Genomic DNA, 20,516 nt, shown 5'->3' on the forward strand with positions numbered 1-20,516 from the left:
CTCTACTTCCCCTGTTCCTTCAGCTCGGGCCGGCCGGGCTGTTCGCCGCCGCGCTCCTTGGTGTACGTCTCGGTCGGCACCATCACCTTGCGGCGGAAGACGCAGACCAGGGTCCCGTCCTGCTTGTAGCCCTTGGTCTCGACGTGCACGATGCCGCGGTCGTTCTTCGACTTCGACGGCCACTTGTCGAGCACCGTCGTCTGGCCGTAGAGCGTGTCGCCGTGGAAGGTCGGCGCCACGTGCTTGAGCGACTCGATCTCCAGGTTGGCGATCGCCTTGCCGGAGATGTCCGGGACGGACATGCCGAGCAGGAGCGAGTAGATGTAGTTGCCGACCACCACGTTCTTGCCGAAGTCCGTCGTCTTCTCGGCGTAGTTGGTGTCCATGTGGAGCGGGTGGTGGTTCATGGTGAGCAGGCAGAACAGGTGGTCGTCGTACTCCGTGACCGTCTTCCCCGGCCAGTGCTTGTACGTCGCCCCGACCTCGAACTCCTCGTAGGTGCGTCCGAACTGCATGGCGCTCAGCCCTCCGGGATCTCGAACTTGCTGGTGCGCCGCATGCCGGCCGCACGCCCCTTGCCGGAGACGACCAGCGCCATCTTGCGGCTGGCCTCGTCGATCATCTCGTCGCCGAGCATCGCCGAGCCCTTCTTGCCGCCGGCCTCGGAGGTGTAGTAGTCGTACGCGTCCAGGATCAGCTCGGCGTGGTCGTAGTCCTCCTGGGAGGGCGAGAAGATCTCGTTGGACGCCTCGACCTGGCCCGGGTGCAGGACCCACTTGCCGTCGAAGCCGAGGGCGGCGGCGCGCTGGGCGACCTCGCGGTAGCCGTCCACGTTGCGGATCTGCAGGTAGGGGCCGTCGATCGCCTGGAGATTGTTGGCACGGGCGGCCATCAGGATCTTCATCAGGATGAAGTGATAGGCGTCCGCCGGGTAGCCGGGCGGCTGCTCGCCCACGACCAGGGACTTCATGTTGATGGATGCCATGAAGTCGGCAGGGCCGAAGATGATGGTCTCCACGCGCGGGCTGGCCTGGGCGATCTCGTTGACGTTGTTCAGGCCCTGCGCGTTCTCGATCTGCGCCTCGATGCCGATCCGGCCGACCTCGAAGCCCATCGTCTTCTCGATCTGGGTGAGGAGGAGGTCGAGCGCGACGACCTGCTGGGCGTCCTGGACCTTCGGCAGCATGATGCAGTCCAGGTTCGGGCCCGCGCCCTCCACCACCGTCACGACGTCGCGGTACGTCCACTCGGTCGTCCAGTCGTTGACGCGCACGACGCGGGTCTTGCCGGTCCAGTCGCCCTCGTTGAGGAACTTGACGATGGTGTGCCGCGCCTCCGGCTTGGCGAGCGGCGCGCAGGCGTCCTCCAGGTCCAGGAAGACCTGGTCCGCCGAAAGGCCCTGGGCCTTCTCCAGGAAGCGCGGGTTGGAACCCGGTACCGCCAGGCAGGAGCGCCGGGGGCGCAGACGGTTGACCTGGGGAGCGGGGCTGGTCATGCGGGGACCTCCAGGGGGTCGAGCTTGTTCGCGTTCCGGATCTCGTCGACGATCCGGCCGATGATGCCGGTGATGTCGAAGTCCTTCGGGGTGAAGACCGCGGCCACTCCCGCGGCCCGCAGTTCCTCGGCGTCACCGTTCGGGATGATGCCACCGGCGATCACCGGTATATCTGTGGCACCGGCCACACGGAGCCGTTCGAGCACGTCCGGCACCAGCTGCGCGTGCGAGCCGGACAGGATGGACAGGCCCACCGCGTGCACGTCCTCCGCGAGGGCGGCGTCCACGATCTGTTCCGGGGTGAGCCGGATGCCCTGGTAGACCACCTCGAACCCGGCGTCGCGGGCGCGCACGGCGATCTGCTCGGCGCCGTTGGAGTGACCGTCCAGGCCGGGCTTGCCGACCAGGAAGCGGAGCTTGCCGACGCCCATCTCCATGGCCGTCAGCTCCACCCTGCGGCGCACCTCCGACAGCGCCGAACCCTCCTCGGCGGTGACCGCGACCGGTGCCGAGGACACCCCGGTCGGTGCGCGGAACTCGCCGAACACCTCGCGCAGTGCCCCGGCCCACTCGCCGGTCGTGGCGCCGGCGCGGGCGCACTCCAGGGTGGCCTCCATGAGGTTGCCGGTGCCGCGCGCGGCCTCCTTCAGCTTCTCCAGCGCCTTGCAGGGGCGCGGGTGGTTGAAGGGCGGCTGGTACCGCGTGTCGCGCCAGTTCTGCAGCGAGGCGATGACGCGGGCCTCCACCGCCGGGTCGACCGTCTGGATCGCGGTGTCCAGGTCGGCGGTCAGCGGGTTGGGCTCGGTGCCCTCGAAGGCGTTGACACCGATGATCTTCTCCTCGCCGGACTCGATCCGGGCCCGGCGCTCGGCGTGCGAGGCGACCAGCTGCGACTTGAGGTAGCCGGACTCGACGGCGGCCATCGCGCCGCCCATCTCCTGGATGCGGTCGATCTCCGCGAAGGCCGCCTCGACCAGTTCGTCGACCTTCGCCTCGACCACCTTCGAGCCCTCGAAGAGGTCCTCGTACTCCAGCAGGTCGCTCTCGTGCGCCAGCACCTGCTGGATGCGCAGCGACCACTGCTGGTCCCAGGGGCGGGGGAGGCCCAGCGCCTCGTTCCAGGCCGGCAACTGCACGGCACGCGCGCGTGCATCCTTGGAGAGGGTGACCGCCAGCATCTCCAGCACGATCCGCTGGACGTTGTTCTCCGGCTGCGCCTCGGTCAGGCCCAGGGAGTTGACCTGGACGCCGTAGCGGAAGCGGCGGTGCTTGGGGTTCTCGATGCCGTACCGCTCGCGTGTGATCCGGTCCCAGATGCGCCCGAAGGCGCGCATCTTGCACATCTCCTCGACGAACCGCACGCCCGCGTTCACGAAGAAGGAGATGCGGCCGACCACGTCGCCCATGCGCTCCTGCGGCACCTGACCGCCGTCGCGCACCGCGTCGAGCACGGCGATCGCGGTGGACATCGCGTACGCGATCTCCTGCACCGGCGTGGCGCCCGCCTCCTGCAGGTGGTAGCTGCAGATGTTGATCGGGTTCCACTTGGGCAGATGGGAGACCGTGTACGCGATCATGTCGGTCGTCAGACGGAGGGACGGTCCCGGCGGGAAGACGTGCGTCCCCCGGGACAGGTACTCCTTGACGATGTCGTTCTGGGTCGTGCCCTGGAGCTTGGTGATGTCCGCGCCCTGCTCCTCCGCGACGACCTGGTAGAGCGCCAGCAACCACATGGCCGTGGCGTTGATGGTCATCGAGGTGTTCATCTGCTCCAGCGGGATGTCCTGGAACAGCCGGCGCATGTCACCGAGGTGCGCGACCGGCACGCCGACCCGGCCGACCTCGCCGCGGGCGAGGACGTGGTCGGAGTCGTACCCGGTCTGGGTCGGCAGGTCGAAGGCGACCGACAGACCCGTCTGGCCCTTGGCGAGGTTGCGCCGGTACAGCTCGTTGGACGCCTCGGCCGTGGAGTGACCGGCGTAGGTGCGCATGAGCCACGGCCGGTCCTTCTGACGCTCAGTCATGTGTGGCCTCCGCCGCCCTCAGATGTTCCGGAAGCGGTTGATGGCGTCGAGGTGCTTCGCGCGCTTCTCGTGGTCGCGCACGCCCAGGCCCTCCTCGGGGGCCAGGCACAGCACGCCGACCTTGCCCTGGTGGGCGTTGCGGTGGACGTCGTGGGCGGCCTGGCCGGTGTCCTCCAGCGAGTACACCTTGGAGAGCGTGGGGTGGATCCTGCCCTTGGCGATGAGACGGTTGGCCTCCCAGGCCTCGCGGTAGTTGGCGAAGTGGGAGCCGATGATGCGCTTCAGGGACATCCACAGGTAGCGGTTGTCGTACTCGTGCATGTAGCCCGAGGTCGAGGCACAGGTGGTGATGGTGCCGCCCTTGCGGGTGACGAAGACGGAGGCGCCGAAGGTCTCGCGGCCGGGGTGCTCGAAGACGATGTCGATGTCCTCGCCGCCGGTGAGTTCGCGGATGCGCTTGCCGAAGCGCTTCCACTCCTTCGGGTCCTGGGTCTGCTCGTCCTTCCAGAACCTGTAGCCCTCGGCGTTGCGGTCGATGATCGCCTCGGCGCCCATCGAGCGGCAGATGTCGGCCTTCTGGTCGCTGGAGACGACACAGATCGGATTGGCGCCGCCGGCGAGGGCGAACTGGGTGGCGTAGGAGCCGAGTCCGCCGCTGGCGCCCCAGATGAGGACGTTGTCGCCCTGCTTCATGCCGGCGCCGTTGCGGGAGACCAGCTGGCGGTACGCGGTGGAGTTGACCAGGCCGGGAGCGGCGGCCTCCTCCCAGCTGAGGTGGTCCGGCTTCGGCATCAGCTGGTTGGACTTGACCAGCGCGATCTCCGCCAGGCCGCCGAAGTTGGTCTCGAAGCCCCAGATCCGCTGCTCGGGGTCGAGCATCGTGTCGTTGTGCCCGTCGGAGGACTCCAGCTCGACGGACAGGCAGTGCGCGACGACCTCGTCGCCGGGCTGCCAGGCGTTGACGCCCGGGCCGGTGCGCAGGACGACGCCCGCGAGGTCGGAGCCGATGATGTGGTACGGCAGGTCGTGGCGCTTGGCGAGGTCGTTGGTGCGGCCGTAGCGCTCCAGGAACCCGAAGGTGGACAGCGGCTCGAAGATCGAGGTCCACACCGAGTTGTAGTTGACGGAGGAGGCCATGACGGCCACCAGGGCCTCGCCCGGGCCCAGCTCGGGCAGCGGCACCTCGTCCAGGTGGATCGACTTGCGGGGGTCCTTGTCGCGAGTCTCCAGGCCCGCGAACATCTCCGTCTCGTCCTTGTGCACGGTGATCGCGCGGTACGACTCGGGGAGCGGCAGAGCGGCGATGTCGGCCTTCGTGGCGTCGGTCGACTGGATCGCGTCCAGGATGTCCTTCACGGTCACGGTGTTGCCTCCGGCGGTGAGCGCCCTGAGGGAGGGGCGCTGAGGGGTACGTCGGTGCTGCTGAGGTGAGGGTGTGTGCCTGTGACGCAGGCGTGCGGGCGCGCAGGGGATGAGGTGCGGGGACAGCCCGAACACCTTCAACGTATGACACCGCGTGTCACCCCGCAAGGCACTGAGTGCCAGAAACGCTTCTCAGATGAAATCTTTACGCGACAGATGAGCGATGATCGATCGAATCCTCTCCCGCCGCTGGCTGAAAAGGGGCACCGACATGCAAAAACGGCCACCCGGTGGGTGGCCGTCGTCACAGCGCGGAAGTGTACGGAAAGGGCGGTCAGTGCTCCTTGAGCGCCTGCTCGATCGTGCGCATGACCTCGTGCAGCGGCGCGTCGGTGCGCGCCACCGTCACGAGCACCTCGCCCTGCACGGAGGCCGAGGACGCCCCGGCGGCCGCCGACCGTGTGCCGGCGGCCGTGCCGCGGCCCGCCCCGATGCCCGTACCGAAGGTCCTGCGCACGATCGCGAAGGCGTGGTCCAGCTCGGCCTCCACGTCGCCCTGCCCGTCGGCGCGCAGCCAGCGCCGCAGCACGTGGTTGTGCGCGGTGACCACGGCGGACGCGGCGACCTCCGCCAGCAGCGGGTCGTCGCCCGCGTCGTCGTCGTGCGCGTGCTCGTCGAAGTGACCGAGCAGATAGCGGGTGAACAGGCGCTCGTAACGGGCCACCGACGCGATCTCCGCCTCGCGCAGGGTGGGCACCTCGCGCGTCAGCTTGTAGCGGGCGACCGAGATCTCCGGCCGGGCCGCGTACATCTTCATGACTTCCTTGATGCCGCGGCACACCGTGTCGAGCGGATGCTCGTGCGCGGGCGCCGCGTTGAGGACGGCCTCGGCGCGCACCAGGGTGTCGTCGTGGTCGGGGAAGATCGCCTCTTCCTTGGAGCGGAAGTGACGGAAGAAGGTGCGGCGGGCGACCCCGGCCTGGGCCGCGATCTCGTCGACGGTGGTCGCCTCGTACCCCTTGGTCGCGAACAGCTCCATGGCCGCCGCCGCCAGTTCCCGGCGCATTTTGAGCCGCTGGGCGGCGGCCCGGCTGCCGGCCGTGCTCTCGGGAGCGTCGGACGTGGCTGAGGTACGTGAGGACTTGGCGGGCTGGGACATGACCCGAACGTACTGCATGCGGGCGCAATCATGCGTGTGACCGGGGATTCCCCCGCCCGCGCTGGGCGGGGGAGACCCGGCCGGATCCAGCAGCCCGCCCCAGTCCTCCTCGGGCCGGTACCAGTCGCCCGGCCGTTCAGCGGCGGGCATGCTCGCGGAAACCGCGGCCCGTCTTGCGGCCGAGGCAGCCCGCGGCCACCAGATGCTCGAGCAGCGGTGCCGGCGCCAGCCCGGGGTCGCGGAACTCGCGGTGCAGGACCTTCTCGATGGCCAGGGAAACGTCCAGTCCCACCACGTCGAGCAGCTCGAAGGGGCCCATCGGGTAGCCGCCGCCCAGCTTCATCGCCGCGTCGATGTCGTCGAGGGTCGCGTAGTGCTCCTGCACCATCTTGACCGCGTTGTTGAGGTACGGGAACAGCAGCGCGTTCACGATGAAACCGGCCCGGTCGCCGCAGTCCACGGCGTGCTTGCGCACCGTGGCGCAGACCTCGTGGACGGTGGCGTGCACGTCGTCGGCGGTCAGCACCGTGCGGACCACCTCGACCAGCTTCATCGCCGGGGCAGGGTTGAAGAAGTGCATGCCGATCACGTCCTGCGGACGCGAGGTGGCCCGGGCGCAGGCGACGACCGGCAGCGAGGACGTGGTGGTGGCCAGTACCGCGCCGGGCTTGCAGACCTTGTCCAGCGCGGCGAACAGCTGCCGCTTCACCTCCAGGTCCTCGGCGACGGCCTCCACGGCCAGATCGACGTCGGCGAAGTCGTCGTACGTGCCCGTCGGCGTGATCAGCTCCAGCGTCCGCGCGGCCGCCTCCGCGGTCATGCGCCCCTTGTCGACCGACCGGGACAGGGACTTCCCGATCCTGGCCCGAGCCGTCTGCGCCTTCTCCGCGCTGCGGGCCGCCAGCACCACCTCGTACCCGGCCTTGGCGAACACCTCCGCGATGCCGGACGCCATGGTCCCCGAACCGGCCACGCCCACCGCACGCACCGGCCGCCCGGCGACCGCGGTGCCGCCCTCCGCCGGGGTCAGCGTGTCCGGCACCACGACCGAGCTGCCGGGCGCCTCGTAGGTGTAGAAGCCCCGGCCCGCCTTGCGCCCCGTCAGGCCCGCCTCACTGAGCTGCCTGAGGATCGGCGCGGGGGCGTGCAGCCGGTCGTGGGAGGCGGCGTACATGGCCTCCAGGACCGTGCGCGCGGTGTCCACGCCCACCAGGTCGAGCAGGGCCAGCGGCCCCATCGGCAGACCGCAGCCGAGCCGCATCGCCGCGTCGATGTCCTCGCGCGAGGCGTAGTTCGCCTCGTACATCGCGGCGGCCTGGTTGAGGTAGCCGAACAGCAGGCCGTCCGCGACGAACCCGGGCCGGTCCCCGACCGCGACCGGCTCCTTGCCGAGGGCGAGGGCGAGGTCGGTGACGGCCGTGACGGCTGCGGGCGCGGTCAGCACCGAGGAGACGACCTCGACCAGCTTCATGGCCGGCGCCGGGTTGAAGAAGTGCAGGCCGAGCATCCGCTCCGGGCGGGCCGAGTCCGCGGCGAGCCGCGTGACGGACAGCGCGTTGGTGCCGGTCGCCAGGATCGCCTCCGGGCGCACGATCCCGTCCAGCTCCCGGAAGACCCGCTGCTTGATCTCGTACGACTCCGGGACCACCTCGATCACCAGGTCGGCGTCGGCGGCCGCCCGCAGGTCGGCGGAGGTGCGGACGCGGCCCAGGGCGGCGGCGCGCTCCCGCTCGGTCAGGCGCCCGCGCTCGACGGCACGGGCGGTGGAGGACTCCAGCGCGGCGACGGCCTTGACGGCCTGCGCCTCGCTGACGTCGATGCCGACGACGTCGCGGCCGGCCACGGCCAGGACCTCGGCGATACCGGTGCCCATGGTGCCGAGGCCGACCACGGCGACGGTCCGGAGCGGGGACAGAGGGGTGTCGGACAGGGGAGTGGCCATCGCGGGACTCCAGGAATGAGGGGTGACGACGGGAGCACGCCCGGGTGCGCCGTCGCGGCGCACCCGGTGCGTGGGAAAGGAAGGAAAGGGGTGCGGGTGTTGCCGGGCTCGAACGGCGCACACGCCCGGTGCCGTCGCGGAGGGCGCGCACACGCCCGCCCGGCGGCCTGTGACCGGCCCTGTCCCGAGGCCGAGTCCTGATGCGGTACCCGAGGTACCGGACCGACTGCTCTCCCGGTGGTTGCGTCACCAGACCACCGTGAGGAGTTGCTGCGGGTGGATGACCCGCTCGTCTGAGGTTAACCCGCGGGTAACGAGCGCGCCAGCCCTCGGTGTTCGTGATGTACGTCCCACGAATCGGGTGACGCGCCTAACCTCGGTGTCATGGACGAAGAGTTGCGTGTGCTCACGGAGCGCTTACGGGCCGAGTCGGCGGCATCCGGCGCTCCGGGCGCCACGGCGGAGTACGACCGTCTGGTGGCGACCGGGGACCACGACGAGCTGGCCGCGGTGCTCACCGAGCCGGGACACCCGCTGTGGGCCCGGGAACTGGCCGCCTTCCGGCTGGGCGTCGCGGGGGACCGGCGGGCCTTCGAATCACTCGTGCTGCTGCTGAACCACCGCGACCCGCCGCGCTGCGCCTCGGCCGCCCACGCCCTCGCCCGCCTCGGCGACCCGCGCACCGCCCGCGCGGCCGCCGCGCTCGCCACCAACGAACTCCGGGTCGCCTATGCCCTGCACCCGGTACGGCTGCTGGTGGAACTGCGCGCCCCCGAGGCGGTGCCCGCGCTGATCACCACGTTGCGCCGGAGGCTGCGCCCGCACGACCCGTACCGGCGCGTCGCGCTGGCCTGCGTCGACGGCCTCGGCACCCTCGGCGACGACCGTGCGGCCCCCGTCCTGAACGACGCGCTCGCCCACCCGGCACTGGCCGAGGCAGCGGTACGGGCACTGGCGCGCATCCCGGGCAGGCGGTGAACGCGTCCGGCCGGTGCGGGCGGACAGCGGTACGGAACGGCCGAACGGCGCGGAGGTCGCCCGGAGCCCGGCCGGCCGCGGGCGAGGCGTCGGCGGGGCGTGCGCGGGGTTGGGGTGCGTGGCGTGGCCGGTCGCGGGCGCGGTCGGGGCGGTGACGTGCCGTCAGCTGCTCAACGGCCGCGCGTACCGCACCTCCGGCACCGCGACCCCCTCCACCACGAAGGGCTCCTCGGCGCCGTCGGGGCGGAATCCCGCCCGCTCGTAGAAGCGCCTGGCGCGGGCGTTGCCCTCGAGCACCCACAGGAGCATGCGCGCGTGCCCGGCGGCCTCGCACCGGCGTACCGCCTCCCGGATCAGGGCCTGCCCGATGCCCGTGCCGAACCGTCCCGCGTCGACGTAGAGCGCGTACAACTCGGCGTCCGCGGTGCGTGCCTCGCCGTCCCGGTAGCGGCCGGTGCAGGCCCAGCCGACGACCTCGCCGGCGTCGTCCTCGGCGACCAGGTTCACCACGTCCCCCGAGGCGCCGGTGAACATGGCCCGGCGCCGCTCGGCGTCGGCGGCCGGGTCCATCGCGTCGAGGTACGGCTGCGGCACCAGCCCCCGGTAGGCGGTCCGCCAACCCCGGACGCGAATCCGGGACACGTGGTCGCAGTCCGCGAGGGCCATCTCCCGCACCCGCACCGGCACCGGCCGCGGACTCACGGCGCCACGACCGCGAACGCCTCGATCTCCATGAAAAACTCCGGCCGCACCAGCGCGCCCACCTGCACCGCCGAGGCGGCCGGCAGCCGGTCGTCCGGTATGTGCTCGGCGCGGGCCGTCCGGATCGCCGCCATGTGCGCCATGTCCGTGACGAAGAAGGTCAGCTTCACGACGTCGTCGAAGGTCGCTCCGGCCGAGGCCAGGCACCGGCGCAGGTTCTCGAACACCTGGCGGGCCTGGGCCGCGGGGTCGCCCTCGCCGACCACCTGGCCGTCCTCGTCCAGGGCGAGCTGCCCCGAGACGGCCACGAACCGCCCGGTGCCGAGGACGACATGGGTGTACTGCGCGGCGGGCGCGACACCCTCCGGGGCGGGGATCCTCGTCAGTTCGCTCATACGCCCATCGTGGACCACGGCACTGACAACGCTGCCCAGGGGGTCAGCCGCGGAAGCCGAGCAGCCCGTGCAGGGTCGAACCGCGCGAGGACGTCGAAGCCGCCTTGGACTCCAGCGGCTTCGGCTCCGGCAGCGCCGGACACACCGCGTCCGCCACGCCGCCGTCGCCGCGCGGCACGGTGCCGTCGGTCAGGTAGGCGGCCAGGTGCTCGTCCAGGCAGTCGTTCCCGCTCAGCGTGATGCCGTGGTTCCCGCCGCCCTCCTCGACGACGAGGCCGGAGCCGCGCAGCAGACGGTGCGCGGTGACGCCGCCCTCGTACGGCGTGGCCGCGTCGCCCGTCGCCTGGAACAGCAGTACCGGGGGCAGTTCGTCGTTGGCCACGTCCACCGGCTCCCGGGACTCCGTGGGCCAGAAGGCGCACGGTGCGTTGTACCAGGCGTTGTTCCACACCATGAAGGGCGCCTTCTCGTACAGGCCCCAGCTGTCGTCGCGCCACTCGTCCCAGTCGCGCGGCCAGCTCGCGTCGCGGCACTCGACGGCGGTGTAGACGCTGTACCCGTTGTCCCCGGAGGCGTCCAGGGCGCCGAAGTTGTCGTACACCTCGACCAGCGGGCCGGTGTCCTCGTCGTTGACGTACGCGGCGAACGCCTCGGCCAGGTAGGGCCAGTAGCCGTTGTAGTACCCGCCGGGCATGTAGGTGTCCTCCAGTTCGGAGGCGCCGACCTTCCCGCCCGCCGGCTTCTTCGCCAGCGCCGCCCGCATGGCGTACCATGCGGTCTCGACCCGCTCGGGGTCGGTGCCCAGCCCGTACGCCGCGTCGTGCTCGGCGATCCAGGCCAGGAACGCCCGGTGGCGGTCGTTGAAGGCGAGGTCCTGGTTGAGGTTGGCGTCGTACCAGACGTCGTCCGGACCGACGACCGAGTCCAGGACCAGCCTCCGTACCCGGCCCGGGTAGAGCTTGGCGTAGACGGCGCCGAGGTAGGTGCCGTACGAGTAGCCGAAGTAGTTGAGCTGCTCGGAGCCGAGCGCCGCGCGGATCGCGTCCAGGTCCCGCGCGGCGCTGACCGTGTCGATGTGGGGCAGCACGTCCGCGTACTTGCCGCCGCAGGCGTCGGCGAAGGACTTCGCGCGCGTGAGGTTGGCCTGCTCGACGTCCGGCGTGTCCGGCAGCGAGTCGGGGCGCACCGGGTCGAAGTGCCCCGGCCGGCAGTCCAGCGCCGGGCTGCTCCTGCCCACCCCGCGCGGGTCGAAGCCGATGACGTCGTACTGGGCGGCCACCTTCGCGGGCAGCGAGGAGGCCACGAACCCGGCGAGCGTCAGCCCGCTGCCGCCGGGGCCGCCGGGGTTCACCAGCAGGGGTCCCTGGTACGTCTCGGCGGTGTGCGGGACGCGGGACAACGCCAGCGTGATCTGCCTCCCGCTCGGACGCGCGTGGTCGAGCGGCACCTTCAGGGACGCGCACTGGAGCGTGGGGTAGTCCTCCGTGGCGCACTTCTTCCAGTGCGGTCCCGCGGCGGGCGCGGCTTGCGCGGGTCGCGGGGCGCTCGCCCCGGCGGGGACGGCCGTGACGGTCCCGGCGGCGATCACGGCGGCGCCGCACAGCACGGCTGCGCGTTGTCTCATGGCGTTCTCCCAGGACTCCCAGAACTCCCGGAACGGGAGGGCTGCGGTCCGCGCGGGTCGCGGTCCTCGCCGGATCGTCCCGGGGAGCGCCTTCGGAAGAACGAGACCTGTCCATACTTGACCCGATTGGGTCGGAAGATGCCCTCCAATGCTCTTACTCGGCCGCTCCGGGTGGGCTCACGGTGCCGTCAGAGCCCGAGCCCGCCCGCGACCGACATCTCCCGCTTGGTGAACTCTCCCGTCAGCATCGGCACGGCCCGGCCGATCGCGTCCTTCGCCTCGGGCAGTTCCAGCGAGGCGTCGTGATGTGCCCGGGTCCGCCACACCTCGGTCACCCAGACGGTCGTCTCGTCCTCGTCGGACAGGCCCACGAGATAGAGCTCGCATCCGGCGTCCCGCAGGCCGTCGGCGGCGCTCAGGAGAAGGGAGACCACCTCGCCGCGGAAGCCGGGCCGGGTCTTCATCGAAGCGATGCAGCCGTAGGTCATGGAGGATTCCTTTCACCCTGGGCGGGGGCCGACTTCTTCGACCGGAGCGCGTACCAGAAGGCTGTCAGATGAGCGAGAGCTGCACCGGCTCGGTGGGCGTGGCCTCGGCGGGGCGGGCATGCTCCGGCTCGGCGATCCGGCTCGGCATTCCCGCGCGCGTGGGGCCGATGCCGTACTCGCGGGCCAGATCGTGCACCTGGCGGGTGATCCGGCGCTGGTACCACTTCGGGGCGTAGGCGCCGTCCGCGTAAAGCCGCTCGTAGCGGCGGACCAGGTGCGGGTGGTGCCGGCCGAGCCAGGCCATGAACCACTCCCGGGCGCCCGGGCGCAGATGCAGCACCAGGGGCGTCACCGAGGTGGCGCCCGCGGCGGCGATGGCGCGTACGGTCGCCCTCAGCTGGGCCGGCTCGTCGCCGAGGAAGGGGATGACCGGCGCCATCAGCACCCCGCAGCCGATGCCGCGCTCGCCGAGGGCCCGGACGACCTCCAGCCGGCGCTCCGGAGCGGGGGTGCCCGGCTCCACGGTGCGCCACAGCTCCGCGTCGGTGAAGCCGACCGAGACCGAGATGCCCACGTCCGTGACCCGGGCCGCCCGGGTCAGCAGGTCCAGGTCGCGCAGGATCAGCGTGCCCTTGGTCAGGATCGAGAAGGGGTTCGCCCGGTCGGTGAGGGCCTCGACGATGCCCGGCATCAGCCGGTAGCGGCCCTCCGCGCGCTGGTAGCAGTCGACGTTGGTGCCCATCGCGACGTGCTCGCCCTGCCAGCGCCGCGAGGCCAGCTGGCGGCGCAGCAGCTCGGGTGCGTTCACCTTGACGACGATCTGGGAATCGAAGCCGAGCCCCGTGTCGAGGTCCAGGTAGCTGTGCGTCTTGCGCGCGAAACAGTAGACGCACGCGTGCGTGCAACCCCGGTAGGGGTTCACGGTCCACTCGAACGGCATGCGCGAGGCCCCCGGCACCCGGTTGAGGATCGAGCGGGCGCGTACCTCGTGGAAGGTGACGCCTGCGAACTCGGGCGTGTCGAACGTGCGGGTGACGACGGCGTCCGCGCCGAAGAGCGCGGTGTCCGCGGCCCGGGCGTGGTCGGAGTCCGTGAGGTTCTCCCAGCGCATTTCGGCCTCCTCGGTAGCACTGGGCGACACAATAGAACACTTGTTCCCTTGATCGTGCGGGTGAGTCGCGCGGGGCCGCTTCACGCCCCCCGATTTGGTGGCCGCGCGGCGGGGTGGTTGGCTTGCCCCGAACCCGAGAACCAGGCCCTGGAGGAACCCGATGGCGCAGGTCGAGGCGACGACGGAGCGGATCGTCGCAGCGGACGCGGAGACGGTGTTCGACACCCTCGCCGACTACAGCGGCACCCGCGAGAAGCTGCTCCCCGAGCACTTCAGCGAGTACGAGGTCCGCGAGGGCGGCGACGGCGAGGGCACCCTCGTGCACTGGAAGCTGCAGGCCACCAGCAAGCGCATCCGTGACTGCCTGCTGGAGGTCACCGAGCCCACCGACGGCGAGCTGGTCGAGAAGGACCGCAACTCCTCCATGGTCACCACCTGGCGGGTCACCCCGGCGGGCGAGGGCAGGTCACGGGTCGTCGTGGTCACCACCTGGCAGGGCGCCGGCGGCGTCGGCGGCTTCTTCGAGAAGACGTTCGCACCCAAGGGCCTCGGCCGGATCTACGACGCCATGCTCGCCAAGCTCGCCGCCGAGGTCGAGAAGTAGCCAAAGGGCAGGCGGCGGGCGCCTGTTGGGTGCCTCACCGGTTCGAGTGATCTCCGCGCGAACCCGCCGCACGTCCGTAACTCGTCGCACTTGTTCGCAGTTGTCGCCCCAGGCGGCAAATGTGAGCAGGTGTGACGAGGGGAGCGGTACGTGGGCGGGATCACTCTGGTGCAGGATCCGGTGGAGGACGGACCAGTCGTCGCGGCCCCGGCGCCACCCGGGCCCCCCGCCGCCGGAACGGGGCGGGAGCCGGAGCGGGAGGACCGGGAGCCGGACGCCGGGCTGAGTCCGCGCCGGGTGCGGCTGGTCTTCGTCGGGCTGATGCTGGCCCTGCTGCTCGCCGCCCTCGAGCAGATGATCGTCGCCACGGCCCTGCCGAAGATCGTCGGCGAGCTGCACGGCCTGGACCGGATGTCCTGGGCGATCACCGCGTACCTGCTCACCTCGACCATCGGGCTGCCGATCTACGGCAAGCTCGGCGACCTCCTCGGGCGCAAGGGCGTCTTCCAGTTCGCCATCCTGGTCTTCGTCGTCGGCTCCGCGCTCGCCGGACGCGCACAGAGCATGGACCAGCTGATCGCCTTCCGCGCGGTGCAGGGCGTCGGCGCCGGCGGCCTGATGATCGGCGTGCAGGCGATCATCGCGGACATCGTGCCGCCCCGCGAGCGCGGCCGCTTCATGGGCCTGATCGGCGCCGCCTTCGGACTCGCCTCCGTCGCGGGTCCGTTGCTCGGCGGCTACTTCACCGACCACCTCTCCTGGCGCTGGTGCTTCTACATCAACGTGCCCTTCGGCCTGGTCACCATGGCCGTCGTCGCCGTCGTCCTCAAGCTGCCCAGGCCGCGGGTCAAGCCCCGCCTCGACATCCTCGGCACCCTGATGCTCGCCGCCGCCTCCACCTGCCTGGTGCTGCTCACCAGCTGGGGCGGCACCGAGTACGCGTGGGGGTCGAGGACGATCCTCGGTCTCGCCGCCGGAGCGGTCGGGTCCACCCTGCTCTTCCTGGTCGCCGAGCGTTTCGCACCCGAACCGCTGATCCCGCTGCGCCTGTTCCGGGACTCGGTCTTCAACGTCACCGCCCTGGTCGGCCTCGTCGTCGGCGTCGCCCTGTTCGGAGCCGCGAGCTACCTGCCGACCTTCCTGCAGATGGTGGACGGCGCCAGCGCCACCGAGTCCGGTCTGCTGATGCTGCCGATGATGGGCGGCGTCGTCGGCGCCTCGATCATCTCCGGACAGCTCATCAGCCGTACCGGTCACTACCGGATCCACCCGATCCTCGGCAGTGCGCTGTCCGTCGTCGGCATGTGGCTGCTCTCCCGCCTCGACACCGACACGCCCCGGCTGCACTACAGCATCTGGATGGCCGTCCTCGGCGCCGGCATCGGCATGGTGATGCCCGTCCTCGTCCTCGCCGTGCAGAACTCCGTGCGCCCCACCGACCTGGGCACCGCCACCAGCGCCAACAACTACTTCCGGCAGATCGGCGGCAGTGTCGGCGCGGCCGTCTTCGGCACGCTCTTCGCCGGCCGGCTCACCGACGCCCTGGCCGACCGGGTCCCCGCCGACGCGGGGGCCGGGCTGCCCGACGCCGAGGCCATCACCCCCCAGCTCGTCCACTCCCTGCCGCCGGCGCTGCGCGACGCCTACATCGGTGCGTACGCCGAAGCCATGCCGCGGATCTTCCTCTACCTGGTGCCGGTGCTCGTCCTCGGGCTCCTCATCGCCCTCTTCCTCAAGGAGAAACCTCTGGTGTCCCACAACGCCCCCGTCACCGAGCCGGAGACCGCGCAGCAGCCGCAGTACGCACAGCACGCACCGCGGGAACAGCCCGCCGCCCAGGTGCCGCCGGCCCGGTCGCCCTACGCCGGCGGCATCCCCGTCTGCGGCACGGTGCAGCACCCCGACGGCACCGTCGTGCCCCGCGCGGCGCTCACCCTCATCGACGTCGGCGGGCAGCAGATCGGCCGGGGCGCCAGCGGCGACGACGGACGGTACGCGCTGGCCACGCCCGGGTCCGGCGCGTACGTCCTGATCGCCGCGGCCGGCGGCCACCAGCCCCAGGCGGTCTCCGTGACGGTCGGCGAACGCCCGGTGGAACTGGACGTGGTCCTCGGCGGCGCCGGACGCCTGGCCGGCAGCGTCGTGACCGCCGACGGCAGCCCCGTGCGCGACGCGGCCGTCACCCTCACCAACGTGCACGGCGAGGTCGTCGCCACCACCCGCAGCGGCCGCGAGGGCGGCTACGTCATCACCGAGCTGGTGGCGGGCGAGTACACCCTCGCCGCCAGCGCCCCCGCCTTCCGCCCGGCCGCCCTGCCGGTCAGCGTCCAGGCCGCCCGGGAGACCCGCCAGGACGTCGAACTGGCCGGCGGGGCCGTGCTGCGCGGCACCGTGCGGGCCAGTGGTGGACGGGCCGTGGAGGACGCGCGTGTGACGCTGCTCGACGCGGCGGGCAACGTGGTGGACACCCTGACCACCGGACCCGACGGCACGTTCCGGTTCGTCGACCTGTCGTCCGGCGAGTACACCGTCATCGCCGCCGGATACCCGCCCGTCGCGACCGTGCTCCAGGTGGCCGGCGGTGGCCGCACCGAGCGTGACCTGCAGCTCGGACACGAGGACTGAGACCGGCACACCGGCGCCCGGGCGCGCCGGTGTGTTCGCGCGCCACCAATTCCCCCGTTGCCGCACATGGTCACCGGCCGCCACCGTACGGTGGTGACGGCGACACAGATCTTGAGGAGCCGTGGGCAGAGAGGGCCTGACGCCATGGACCATGGCACCGAGCGGGACGCACCTCCCGGCCGCCCGGCCGGACCCGGCACCGTGCCGGCCGATCCCGTGACGGGCCGTGTCCCCCTGGCCGTCGTCGTGGTGGACCGCGAGGGGCTGGTCTCCCACTGGAGCCGAGGCGCACGACGGCTGTTCGGCCTGCCCAAGGAAGAGGCGATCGGCCGTCCCGCCCCCGACCTGCTGCCCGTCTCGGGCGTCCTCGGGGACGTCAGCGGAACCGGGGACGGCGACCCGGCCCACGGCCCTCATCCGGAGCACGACGGTCTCGGACCCGGCCTGGAGTCCTCCCTCGACGGGCGGCTGTCCTACCCGGCGGCCGGCCGCGCCCGGCTGACCGTGCCTGCCGATGCCCGCCTCGACGTGCTCTGGTGGGCATACCCCCTGGTGGGCCCCGGTCCGGAGCGGCTGCTCGTGCTGGCCGCCGACGCGGACGGGCTGCGCCGGGACTACGGCGGCGGGGGCGCCGACGACAGTGCGGAGGCGACCGTGGTCGAGCGGATCGCGCCCGGATTCGCCCTGCACACCGACTTCCCCGGCGCCGAAGAACTCGCCCGCCGCCTCCCCGAGATCCTGCCCAGCATGAGCGTCGGCGAAAGCGCCCGCATCGTCGCGCAGGTGCTCGAACTGGGCTACCCCGTTCTCGAGTTCAGCCAGAGCGACCGGGTGCCCGTCACCCCCGACTGGGGTGTGCCCCGGCGTGCCGAGCGCCGGGCGCGCCGCGAGCGGGCCGCGCGAGCACTGGCGGCGGGCGAACCGGTGCCCGAGGAACTGCGGGACGAGGCCGAGGACCTGGAGTACGCGGCGGTCCGCGAACGCCTGGAGTTCCTCAACGAGGTCAGCGGCGCGATCGGCACCTCGCTGGACCTCTCGCGGACCATCGTCGAGGTCAGCCGGGCGGTCGTCCCCCGCTTCACCGACGTCGCCGGCACCTATCTGCGCGAACAGGTCGTCGCCGGCGAGGGCTTCCCCGACGGCGTGCCCGACACGACGACGATGTGGCACCGGGTCGCCCTGGAGCACACCGACGAACCCGGCCGCTGGGACGACGTCGTCCCCGTCGGCGAGGCGATGCCCTTCCCGGCGCACACCCCCTTCTTCCAGTGCATGACCAGCGGAGAGCCGGTCCTGGTGCCCCGCATCACCGAGGAGATGGGCCACGCCATCGCCTCCCAGTTCGAGAAGCGCGACATCCGGCCGCTCATCACGGGCCGCTCGATGCTGCTGGTGCCCCTGAAGGCACGCCGGGTCGTGCTCGGCTTCATGATCCTGCTCCGGCACCCGGAGCGCCCCGTCTTCAACGACATGGACCGCGTCACCGGCGCCGAACTCGCCGCCCGCGCGGGCCTGGTCCTCGACAACGCGCGCATGTACACCCACCAGGAGAACGTCGCCGAGACGCTCCAGGACAGCATGCTGCCGCACATCCCCGCGCGCATGGCCGGCTGCGACATCGCCACCCGCTATCTGCCGGGCACGCTGCTCGGCCGGGTCGGCGGCGACTGGTTCGACTCGGTCAAGCTGCCCGGCGCCCGCACCGCCCTCGTCGTCGGCGACGTCATGGGGCACGGCCTGGGCTCGGCCGCCATGATGGGGCAACTGCGCACCGCCGTGCAGACCATGGCCGGCCTCGACCTGCCGCCCGCCCAGCTCCTGCGCCACCTCGACGACCTCGCCCAGCGGCTCGGCGACACCCACCTCGCGACCTGCCTGTACGCCGTGTACGACCCCATCGCCGGTGAACTGCACCTCGCCAACGCCGGCCACATCCCGCCCGTCCTGGTCCGCGCCGAGGACGGCGCCAGCGAGCTGATCGACCTGCCGACGGGGGCGCCGATCGGCGTCGGCGGGGTGCCCTTCGAGTCGGTGCGCGTGCCGGTGGGGCCCGGCGACCGGCTGGTGATGTGCACCGACGGCCTGGTGGAGGTGCGCGGCGAGGACATCGGCGTCGGCCTCGCCACCCTCTGCGAGTCCGCCGCGCACCCGGCCGCGTCCATGGACGACGCCTGCGACACCATCATCCGCGCCCTGGGCATCCGCGGCGGCCGCAAGGACGACGTCGCACTGCTGATGGCCAGGCTGACCGGCATCGAACCCGACTCCGTCGCCGAGTGGCGCCTGGCCCGCGACCCGGCCGAGGTGGGCCGGGCCCGCGCGGCGGTCTGCGAGCAGCTCCACGACTGGGGGCTGCCCGGCCTGGCCGCCCCGGCGGAGCTGATGGTCAGCGAACTCGTCACCAACGCCGTCCGCCACGCGCACGCCCGCCCCGTCGAACTGCGCCTGGTGCGCGCCGACACGCTGCTGTGCGAGGTGGACGACGACGACCACGACCTGCCGGCCCTGAAGAGCGCGGGGCCCGAGGACGAGACCGGGCGCGGCCTGCGCGTGGTCAGCACCCTGGCCCGCGAGTGGGGCGCCAGTCGCACCAACGCGGGCAAGACCGTGTGGTTCGAACTGACCCTGCCCGCCCGCCACCGTCGGCCCCGTCAGGCCCCCGCGCCGACGTCCTAGGCGTCGTCGCGGCGCCGCGCCGCCCTGCGTTGCAGGGACTCGCGCCGGGCACGCAGCTCCTGTTGCCGACGGCGGCTCTTCCTGCCCCGCTCGGCCCGGGCCCGCGCGCGGGGGTCCCTGAGCTTCGTGTGGTCGAGCCTGGTCAGGTACCAGATGAGGCCGCAGAACAGGCCCAGGAGGAGCACCCCGAGGACGCCTGCGAGCACCGGTGGCATGTCCGCGACCTCGATGTCCCGGTATCGTCCGACACTCACGCGTTCCCCCGTTCCCCCGGCCGCCCCTGTCGCCCCGTCCCCGGCCGACCGCCGCAATCTACCCGACCCGTCCGCGGTCCGAATCCGCCCGGCGCGAACGACCGGTGAAGGAACGCGCCGGGCGCTTGTGGCCGTGCGCCGGGCGCGGTACACCGTACGGACCCGTCGTCGACGGGCTTGTACGTCGTCGCACCTGGGGAGCGGGCATGAGCGTGACGCGTCGGTACCGGGACGCCTGGGAGGGCTTCTGGAGCGAGGCCTCCGAGGACCGCGGGGCGGTGTTCTGGGACGCGGAACCGGCCCTGACCGCCGGTCGCCACCTGGCCCACTTCGAGCCGCACCTGACCGACGCGGGCCTGCCCCTGATCGACCTGGGCTGCGGCAACGGCACCCAGACCCGCTACCTCGCCGAGCGCTTCCCGCACGTCGTCGGCGCCGACCTCTCCGAGGCGGCCCTCGAACACGCCCGCCGCGCGGACCCGGCCGGCTCGGCCGCGTACCGGCGGCTGGACGCCGCCGACAAGGTGGAGGCGGAGACCCTGCACGCGGAGCTGGGCGACGCCAACGTCTACGTCCGCGGCGTCCTGCACCAGTGCGAGGCCGACGACCGTCAGCCCCTGGCCGACGCCCTCGCCGCGCTCCTGGGCGACCGCGGCCGTGCCTTCCTGGTGGAGCCCTCCCAGGCGGCCAAGACCGTCCTGATGGGCCTGGCCCGGGGCCCCGCCGGGCCGCCCGCCAAACTCGCCCCCGTCCTCCGCCACGGGCTGACCCCCGGCGCCGTCCCCGACGAGGCGGTGCCCGAGTACCTCCGCGCGGCCGGCCTCACCGTCCTGGCGAGCGGCGAACTCCCTTTGCTCACGACGGAGTACACGCCGGACGGCACCCGCATCGAGCTGCCGTCGACGTGGGTGGTGGCGGGCCGGCCTGCGTGAGATGCGTTGTTCCTCGCGTTTGTAAGACCGATCCGATTCCGGAGAAAGTGCTGCTCGTAGGCCGTACGAGGTCAGTTTGGCGGTCTAGACCACCGGTGGTTGTCCACAGCCCTGGCCGAGGCGGCCGGGCAGCGCGTACGGTTTC

The 20,516-nt window shown here is 71.9% G+C and carries 17 protein-coding genes; 5 read left to right on the forward strand and 12 right to left on the reverse strand.

The genetic code is table 11. The features are described 5' to 3' along the window. Positions 1–2: 2 nt before the first annotated feature. The 6 genes from AB0P07_RS08885 to AB0P07_RS08910 all read right to left on the reverse strand — a co-directional run bounded on the left by AB0P07_RS08885 (position 3) and on the right by AB0P07_RS08910 (position 7,982). Entirely contained in the window at positions 3–515 is a 513-nt protein-coding gene (locus tag AB0P07_RS08885; RefSeq protein WP_365547152.1) for a MaoC family dehydratase, read from the reverse strand. A 5-nt stretch (positions 516–520) separates the two neighbouring features. Then, entirely contained in the window at positions 521–1,495 is a 975-nt protein-coding gene (locus AB0P07_RS08890; protein ID WP_365547154.1) for a CoA ester lyase, read from the reverse strand. Then, entirely contained in the window at positions 1,492–3,519 is a 2,028-nt protein-coding gene (locus tag AB0P07_RS08895; protein ID WP_365547157.1) for a protein meaA, read from the reverse strand. The genes AB0P07_RS08890 and AB0P07_RS08895 overlap by 4 nt, the downstream gene beginning before the upstream one ends. A gap of 18 nt (positions 3,520–3,537) precedes the next feature. After that, positions 3,538–4,875 carry a crotonyl-CoA carboxylase/reductase gene (ccrA, locus tag AB0P07_RS08900; RefSeq protein ID WP_365548107.1) on the reverse strand — a complete coding sequence of 446 codons (1,338 nt, stop codon included), beginning with the start codon at positions 4,873–4,875 and terminating at the stop codon, positions 3,538–3,540. A 340-nt stretch (positions 4,876–5,215) separates the two neighbouring features. Next, a complete protein-coding gene (locus AB0P07_RS08905; RefSeq protein WP_365547160.1) occupies positions 5,216–6,040 on the reverse strand; it encodes a TetR family transcriptional regulator in 825 nt (274 codons plus the stop codon). A 136-nt stretch (positions 6,041–6,176) separates the two neighbouring features. Then, positions 6,177–7,982, reverse strand: coding sequence for a 3-hydroxybutyryl-CoA dehydrogenase (locus AB0P07_RS08910; protein ID WP_365547163.1), 1,806 nt, complete (start codon positions 7,980–7,982; stop codon positions 6,177–6,179). A gap of 384 nt (positions 7,983–8,366) precedes the next feature. On the opposite strand from AB0P07_RS08910, the gene AB0P07_RS08915 reads away from it, so the two are divergent. After that, complete coding sequence (locus AB0P07_RS08915; protein ID WP_365547165.1) at positions 8,367–8,960, forward strand: adenylosuccinate lyase; 594 nt, start codon at positions 8,367–8,369, stop codon at positions 8,958–8,960. Positions 8,961–9,122: 162 nt separating this feature from the next. On the opposite strand, the gene AB0P07_RS08920 is transcribed toward AB0P07_RS08915, so the two are convergent. From AB0P07_RS08920 to AB0P07_RS08940, 5 genes are all read right to left on the reverse strand, one after another. Further along, positions 9,123–9,626 carry a GNAT family N-acetyltransferase gene (locus tag AB0P07_RS08920; RefSeq protein WP_365548110.1) on the reverse strand — a complete coding sequence of 168 codons (504 nt, stop codon included), beginning with the start codon at positions 9,624–9,626 and terminating at the stop codon, positions 9,123–9,125. 32 nt (positions 9,627–9,658) lie between these two features. Next, on the reverse strand, positions 9,659–10,057 hold the full coding sequence (locus tag AB0P07_RS08925) for a RidA family protein (protein ID WP_365547167.1): 399 nt from the start codon (positions 10,055–10,057) through the stop codon (positions 9,659–9,661). A gap of 43 nt (positions 10,058–10,100) precedes the next feature. Next, positions 10,101–11,681 (reverse strand): alpha/beta hydrolase, encoded by a 1,581-nt coding sequence (locus AB0P07_RS08930; RefSeq protein WP_365547170.1) that lies wholly within the window; start codon positions 11,679–11,681, stop codon positions 10,101–10,103. 188 nt (positions 11,682–11,869) lie between these two features. Further along, positions 11,870–12,169, reverse strand: a complete 300-nt coding sequence (locus AB0P07_RS08935) for an antibiotic biosynthesis monooxygenase family protein (protein ID WP_365547172.1) — start codon at positions 12,167–12,169, stop codon at positions 11,870–11,872. A gap of 64 nt (positions 12,170–12,233) precedes the next feature. Further along, positions 12,234–13,280 (reverse strand): Rv2578c family radical SAM protein, encoded by a 1,047-nt coding sequence (locus AB0P07_RS08940; protein WP_365547175.1) that lies wholly within the window; start codon positions 13,278–13,280, stop codon positions 12,234–12,236. Between the two features lie 160 nt (positions 13,281–13,440). On the opposite strand from AB0P07_RS08940, the gene AB0P07_RS08945 reads away from it, so the two are divergent. The 3 genes from AB0P07_RS08945 to AB0P07_RS08955 all read left to right on the forward strand — a co-directional run bounded on the left by AB0P07_RS08945 (position 13,441) and on the right by AB0P07_RS08955 (position 19,185). Beyond that, entirely contained in the window at positions 13,441–13,884 is a 444-nt protein-coding gene (locus tag AB0P07_RS08945; protein ID WP_061441462.1) for an SRPBCC family protein, read from the forward strand. Positions 13,885–14,034: 150 nt separating this feature from the next. Then, positions 14,035–16,509: an MFS transporter gene (locus tag AB0P07_RS08950; RefSeq protein WP_365547178.1), complete on the forward strand. Its 2,475-nt coding sequence runs from the start codon at positions 14,035–14,037 to the stop codon at positions 16,507–16,509. 144 nt (positions 16,510–16,653) lie between these two features. Further along, positions 16,654–19,185 (forward strand): SpoIIE family protein phosphatase, encoded by a 2,532-nt coding sequence (locus tag AB0P07_RS08955; protein WP_365547181.1) that lies wholly within the window; start codon positions 16,654–16,656, stop codon positions 19,183–19,185. Here the strand turns inward: AB0P07_RS08955 and AB0P07_RS08960 are convergent. Beyond that, a complete protein-coding gene (locus AB0P07_RS08960) occupies positions 19,182–19,439 on the reverse strand; it encodes a hypothetical protein (protein ID WP_365547184.1) in 258 nt (85 codons plus the stop codon). The two genes, AB0P07_RS08955 and AB0P07_RS08960, sit on opposite strands and share 4 nt — an antisense overlap. Before the next feature lie 206 nt (positions 19,440–19,645). Here AB0P07_RS08960 and AB0P07_RS08965 point away from each other — a divergent pair, with 206 nt between their 5' ends. Next, positions 19,646–20,371: a class I SAM-dependent methyltransferase gene (locus AB0P07_RS08965; protein ID WP_365547187.1), complete on the forward strand. Its 726-nt coding sequence runs from the start codon at positions 19,646–19,648 to the stop codon at positions 20,369–20,371. The last annotated feature ends 145 nt before the right edge of the window (positions 20,372–20,516 follow it).

It is taken from the genome of Streptomyces sp. NPDC085944 (assembly GCF_040686295.1).
Lineage (GTDB): Bacteria > Actinomycetota > Actinomycetes > Streptomycetales > Streptomycetaceae > Streptomyces > Streptomyces salinarius.